Raw genomic sequence first — 5,971 nt, forward strand, 5'->3', positions numbered from 1 at the left:
CGGGCGGGGCGCTTTGCTTGGCGGGCGTGTCCGTTGCGGCCTCGATGCGGGGCTGGGCCGGCTTCGCGGCGGCTTGCGCTCTGCTGCGGCTGGGCGGCTGGTTGCCGGTGCTCGGGCGCGGCGAGCTCTCCCCCGCCGGCGGGGCTGGGGTGGGGGCGGGAGCCGACTTCGCCGGGCGTTGCGGGGCCGTTGCCTTGCGCGGTGTGGACTTCGCTGGATTCCGTTGCGGGCGGGGCGACGGTGTTGCTTCTGGTGCGTCTGTGCCCGTACCGGAAGAGGTTTTGTCGGCAGCCGGTGGCCGGAAGGTCACCGCCGGGGGTGCCTTCGCCGGTTTGGTCTGGGGAGTTGGCTGGTCAGGCGTGCTGAACGCGGGGTTGGACGTCCGCGGACGGCGCTGCTTCGGCTCGTTCTCCTCCATGCCGAGGCAGCCTAGTCGCGTGGCGGTCATTTCACCTGTTGGAAGACGGTGCGGTCCGTCGATTTCTCCGGATTTCGATGATCGGCGTGGCCTAGGGGCAACCTCTTTGCCGGGCCCCCGGGCGGTCCGGTATCCTCAACCGTCGGTGGCCTGCGAGCCACCGGAGGAGACTTCGCCTAGTCCGGTCTATGGCGCCGCACTGCTAATGCGGTTGGGGTTTTATAGCCCCTCCCGGGTTCGAATCCCGGAGTCTCCGCCACGCACGCGAAAGGGCCGTGAGCTTTGCGCTCACGGCCCTTTCGCATAGGCCGGATCAGCCGGCGCCCTGCTTGGCGGCCTTGGTCACGTGTACGCCGGCACCGAAGTCGACCATCTGCTCGTGGCTCAGCCCGAGGTCCGCCCAGAACTGGATCTGCAGATAGACGCCCGACGGCTGCTCGACCCACAGGGTCCGGCCGCTGTCGTTGTCGGCGGACTTGGCCAGCACGCCGTCCCGGTCGCCGACCTGGACCTCGGTGCCCGCCGGCGGGCCGCCCTGGTCGCGGCTCTGCAGCATGACGGCGATCTTGCCTTCGAAGCTGCGCGGGTCGTACAGCGGATCCTGGGACGGGTCGACTCCCGGCTTGCCCTTGATGCGGCTCGGCGCCAGCACGATGCTGCTGTCGTCGTCCGCCTGCACGAACCAGCCGTCCGGCACCTTGTCGAGGACAAAACCCTTGGGCTGCTTGCCCTTGTAGGACACGAGCTGGGTGGTCGAGACGGTGGTGCTGCTGTCCGTCGCGCCCGGCCCCGGAACGCCGCCGCCGAGTCCGGTGGTGAAGACGAAGGCCGCGACGACGGCGGCCGCGGCGAAGGCGGAACCCCCGAGCGTCTGAGCGGTACGGCGGCGGCGCAGCGCCCGGCGGCCCCGGGCCAGGTCGGCGTCCGCGTCGGCCGCGGTGGGGGCGACCGCCGGACCGGCGATCGAGGCGAGCTGATCACGCAGGTCCATCACGAGGTCACTCCTTGGCGAAGAAAGGTGCGATTCTGCTCACTGGGTCTCGCTTGGAGAGCGGCCCGGAGGCGGTCCAGCGCGCGGGCGGTCTGGCTCTTCACGGTCCCCTGCGTGCACCCGAGCGCATAGGCGGTCTCGGCGACATCAAGGTCGTAGAAGTAGCGGAACACAACGGCGGCGCGCATCCGCGGAGGCAGCTCCCGCAACGCCGTCCGCAGCCGTTCATCAAGCTCACCGGGCGGCCCGGACTCACCCGGATGCGGCCGGTCGGGCAACTCGGCGGTGGGCCGCTCCCGCCGCCACCACAGCCGCCGGCGTTCGTCGACGAGGACGTTGACCAGGACGCGGCGTACGTAACCGTCCGGGCTGTGCGCGCGCTGGAAGGCGGGCCAGGCGAGGTACAGCTTGGTCAGCGTGGACTGCACCAGATCTTCCGCGAGATGCGCATTCCCCGCGGTGAGCAGGGTGGCGGTCCGCACCAAGCCGGCCCGGCGAGCCAGGACGAAGTCATGGAACTGCGCATCTCGCTCGCTACTCACGAGCTCTCCTCGTATCTCACAGCCCCCAGACGGATGGGGAGCCGCAAGGGTTGCATGGGCGATCGAGGGGCCCGGACCGCCTTGGGGGGCGTCCGGGACGACATGCTAGAGTCGTCGTCTAGCAGGTCCGGGTGCACGAAAGGCCAGGACCAGCGGAAACGTAACCGCGACCCGCTGGACGGTTCATCACGTCCGGTCGGGGGAGTGGTTGGGTAGGCGCCCGTAGCTCAATGGATAGAGCATCTGACTACGGATCAGAAGGTTAGGGGTTCGAGTCCCTTCGGGCGCACCGGAACGTTTGAGGCCTGAGCTGCGTAACGCGGTTCAGGCCTTTCTTGTTGTCCGGTGACCCGCCCGGAGGTCTCCGGTGCGGCGGTGCGTCGTCGATTTCGTCGCGATGACCGATCCTGATCGCTTCCAGCTGAGTGCGCATAACGCGCAAAGGACCCAAAATTTTACTGTGGTGTGGATCACAATCACGGAGCGTTTGGGTCGCAGTTCTGCAACTCAGCGTGACATCGCTCCTAGTTGATCAGGGCTTTCGTCGGCGCCGTATTGACACTGCGCCACCTTGCGCAACGGTCCACAAGTGACCGTCGTCTTTGCCTGCTCCCGACGGGACATCGAAGCACGCCTGTCCGCTGTTACGCTCGCGCCGACCTAGATCACTAGGTCCTCACGGGAGGAAGTAAGGCGTGCAAATACCACCCCAGAAACGTCAGCACAATGCTGCCCGAAAGCTCGACCACGTCATAGTCGCAATGGCGACTGTGGCGACCGTTCTCTTTTTCCCGAGCGCCGCTCAGGCAGACGAGAAGCCGGTCGTTGCGGTGAAGACAGTGGATGTGAAGGCACTTGAGAAGGCGACTCTGCGCGCCAACAAGATTGAACTGAAGAACACGAAGTTGCAGGGGCGGGTCCGGGGACACCTGGACAAGCTGGCGCGAGCCGGTCGCCTCACCGACACCGCTGAGGTTCAGGTGGCGGCCGTTCCGGATCCCAACCGGGCCGGCGCTGAGGTCCACCTGCTCTGGGACGAGGGCAAGGCGCCTCACAAACTCACGGTCGCGAAGGTGACGGAGGACAAGGAAGAGACGCCGGTCGGTTTCGGCAGCATCTTCCTCGACACCGCCACCGACGAGAAGATCGCGCCCGCCGGAAACGGGTACGACTACGGCACGGCGCCGAAGAACATGTACCGGTACAAGTACGGCTGCATCGAGCAGTACTGGGAGTCGACCGGGGTCAGCGACCACTACCTCTGGTCGTGCTGGGAGAAGTGGGCGGAGAGCGGAACCCGCCACTGGATCTACAACCGGTTCGGCCGTTTCCACCGGGCCAACTACTCGTGGATTCCGTACACCCGCGAGTTCACCATCCGGTCCCGGCCGTGGGCCGGCTCGGACGCCATCACGTCGCTGAACCAGGCGACCCCGACGGCGAGTGCGACGACGTGCGAGGCCACCCAGACCGTCACCATCGGCGCCAGCGCGGCCGGGGTCAGTGGCCAGATCGGCATCCCTCTGCACCGTTGTGACTCCACCAATCCGGTGGGCACGTGGGGCCGGAAGGAGATCGGCGTCCAGTTCCTGGGCAAGACGTCGAAGGTCGTGCTGTACGGCGACGCGGCCGGGGACTACACGGCCAAGGACAAGACGGTTGTCCCGACCTGGGCCGACTACACCTGGGCCGCGGTCGACCGTAAGTACGGCGACCTGAACCTGACCACTCTCGACGAGTTCGTCCGCAAGGACAGTGGCTGGTAACTGGCAATGAGCGCGAAAAACACTTCGCGCGGAGGGGGCAGCCGGTTGTCTTTCAGCCGGCTGCCCTTTGCCGCGATCATCGTTGTCATCCTGGCTGCTGCCATCGCGGTCGCCGGCTTCCTGGACTCCGGGGACGTGAAGACGCAGCCGGTTGCGGAGGCGGCTGCGGAGCCCAAGGATCCCTGCGAGGAGGCCCGCGAGTCGTGCGCGAGCGTGCAACTGCGTGGGCGTGAATGGCGGTACAGCGTCGTCAGAGCCAGTACCGATACCAAGCGGACCGTCATTCTCGACCTCGGTGGACCGGGGATCGCACCGCTGTCCGGGACGTACCACCTGGACGGCTACGCCAAACAGGTCCCGCAGCTCGGCGGCTACAACATGCTCGTCATCGAGGAGCCCTGGGTCACGCAGTCCCTGGACGATTCCTGCGCCGCGGCCGGTACGAAATACTATGAGAGCGTGCGGGCCGGTGCGCAGGACGTCACCGATCAGGCCGCCGCGTTGCATGAAACGTGCCGGATCGGACAGGGTCGATGGGGATTCACGCCGCAGAACTATGCGGACGTGGTGAGCGCCGTCATCGCCAAGGAGTCGCTCGAGGTCGAAGGATTCATCGGCCATTCGTTCGGGGTGGCGCGTTACAGCTATCTGGTCGGTGCCGAAGCGACTCGTGACCTTCGTTGGTCCGTTCTGGCGCGGCCGTTCCCCATCGGTGTGGATGCCGCGTCTTTCGCTTCGCGGCGGACGGAACTGATCGAGAAATCATTCGGTCAGACCCCTCGGGTCTTTTCGCAGGCGTCCGCGCCCTCCCGTTCGCTGCCGGTGACGAAATTCGATGTCGCCTCGGCGATCGTGGGCCTGAGCTACGCCGCCGAATCGGAGAAGGGGGAAGCCGCCAAAGCGGTGACCAAGGACCACGATCCGGAGGTTGTCGGCCGGTTCTCCGACAACATCTGGCACCGTTACGGCACCAACTCCATGTCCCCGGCTTTCCTGGCGCAGCTGGACGAGATCTGCTCGGCCACCACGTCGAGTGAAAAGCTGAAGGCGGGACTGTCGCGGGATGCGGCGTCACAGATTGTTGCCAAGCTCATGCTGCCCTGTGCCGGAGAGCCTTCACGAAAGCTGTCGCTGCCAAAAACGACGACCTGCGTGATCTCGTCCGATGCAGATCCCGTTGTCGCCGGCGGCACTGCGGCGACTCTCGTCAAGCGGGTCGTGCCCGAGGCAGTCGTCTACAAGTCCCGGGTGGCGTCGCACCGGTCCCAGGACGGACTGTCGTTCTGCCTGAAGCAGGTGCTGAAAGCACGATGAGTTCGGTGGACGGAGAGCAGGCCACGAGTCGTCGTTGTCTGCTCTCCGTCCGCATTCCGGCCGGTGAGGTGCTGGTCAACGGGTGATGGTGACGGCTGTGCCGTCAGTTCCCAGATCGGCGACGGCGGCTTCGCCGGTGCTCATCGCGGCCAGCCAGGTGAGTTTGTGCGGGCCGGGTTCGACGTCCGGGGGGATGTGGCCCGGCAAGGTGAACTCGACGCTGTCGTGCCCCTCAATGCTGGTCAACGTGCAGTTGATGCGTTGCCACGGCCCGGTGTCCACGTCGGCGACACCGAGACGGAAGACGGGGCATGAGGACAGCGGGTAGTCACGCTCGAAAACGTTGTCGATCCGTACGGTGTAGGTGAAGTCTTGTCCCCGGCGCAGAACCGCGGGCGCCTGGAGTTTGGCATTGAGGGCGGCGTAGAGCATGGGCGGCTCGACGAACCAGTGGCTGACGTCCGCGCCGCAGATCCCGGTGAGACGTCGCGAGCTCGGCAGCGGCAACTTCTTGGCGCCGACGGTGAGCACCAAGGCGCGGTAGGAGCGGGGCTTCTGCCCGGCCGGGCACTTGTCGCCACGGATCTGCAGCCGGGCCGGCTCCGCCGGGTCGATGGTGGCCGGGAACTGGCGGGTGATGCTGGTGTCGAGCGGACCCAGGTCAGCGACGGCGATGGGCTCCGAGGCGCCGGTGGCACTGTTGACGCCGGACAGCTGCGGTCGGCCGGACAAGGTGCAGCGCTCGCTGTTGTTCGGCCGCAGTGCGAGTCCGGTCGACAATCCCCACGGCGCCGACTGCACAAGCCATTCCACCGAGTCGACGTTGTCGAGCCGGCACGGCTGCCGGTCGGGGCGCGGAGAACGGCGGAGCAGCTGCGGCGCGGCGACGGGCTCGGCGCCGACAGCCGTGGTCGACGGGGCCGGGCGCTGGTTGAGGGCG

General features: G+C 66.9%; 5 protein-coding genes and 2 tRNA genes. 4 read left to right on the plus strand and 3 right to left on the minus strand.

Going from position 1 to position 5,971, the window contains the following annotated elements; genetic code table 11:
- Positions 1–583 precede the first annotated feature (583 nt).
- A tRNA-Ser gene (locus tag AB0C29_RS29765) sits at positions 584–677 on the plus strand.
- 54 nt (positions 678–731) lie between these two features.
- Here AB0C29_RS29765 and AB0C29_RS29770 read toward each other — a convergent pair.
- Positions 732–1,409, minus strand: a complete 678-nt coding sequence (locus AB0C29_RS29770; RefSeq protein WP_360826929.1) for a hypothetical protein — start codon at positions 1,407–1,409, stop codon at positions 732–734.
- Positions 1,409–1,951 carry a SigE family RNA polymerase sigma factor gene (locus AB0C29_RS29775; protein WP_360826932.1) on the minus strand — a complete coding sequence of 181 codons (543 nt, stop codon included), beginning with the start codon at positions 1,949–1,951 and terminating at the stop codon, positions 1,409–1,411. Before AB0C29_RS29775 ends, AB0C29_RS29770 begins: the two co-directional genes overlap by 1 nt.
- A 216-nt stretch (positions 1,952–2,167) precedes the next feature.
- Between AB0C29_RS29775 and AB0C29_RS29780 the strand changes: the two genes are divergently transcribed.
- The 3 genes from AB0C29_RS29780 (at position 2,168) to AB0C29_RS29790 (ending at position 5,031) form a co-directional block, all read left to right on the plus strand.
- A tRNA-Arg gene (locus AB0C29_RS29780) sits at positions 2,168–2,240 on the plus strand.
- A gap of 556 nt (positions 2,241–2,796) precedes the next feature.
- Positions 2,797–3,717, plus strand: a complete 921-nt coding sequence (locus AB0C29_RS29785; protein WP_360826935.1) for a hypothetical protein — start codon at positions 2,797–2,799, stop codon at positions 3,715–3,717.
- A gap of 45 nt (positions 3,718–3,762) precedes the next feature.
- Positions 3,763–5,031: a hypothetical protein gene (locus tag AB0C29_RS29790; protein WP_360826938.1), complete on the plus strand. Its 1,269-nt coding sequence runs from the start codon at positions 3,763–3,765 to the stop codon at positions 5,029–5,031.
- 75 nt (positions 5,032–5,106) lie between these two features.
- Here the strand turns inward: AB0C29_RS29790 and AB0C29_RS29795 are convergent.
- Positions 5,107–5,971: hypothetical protein (locus AB0C29_RS29795; protein WP_360826941.1), on the minus strand; the 865-nt coding region annotated here is incomplete at its 5' end.

This window comes from Actinoplanes sp. NPDC048791 (assembly GCF_040650095.1).
In the GTDB taxonomy this organism is placed as follows: domain Bacteria; phylum Actinomycetota; class Actinomycetes; order Mycobacteriales; family Micromonosporaceae; genus Actinoplanes.

Bases quoted from the DNA above. Each gene is read 5' to 3' on its own strand.
- AB0C29_RS29770 (WP_360826929.1), bottom strand. From the start codon at position 1,409: ATGGACCTGCGTGATCAGCTCGCCTCGATCGCCGGTCCGGCGGTCGCC.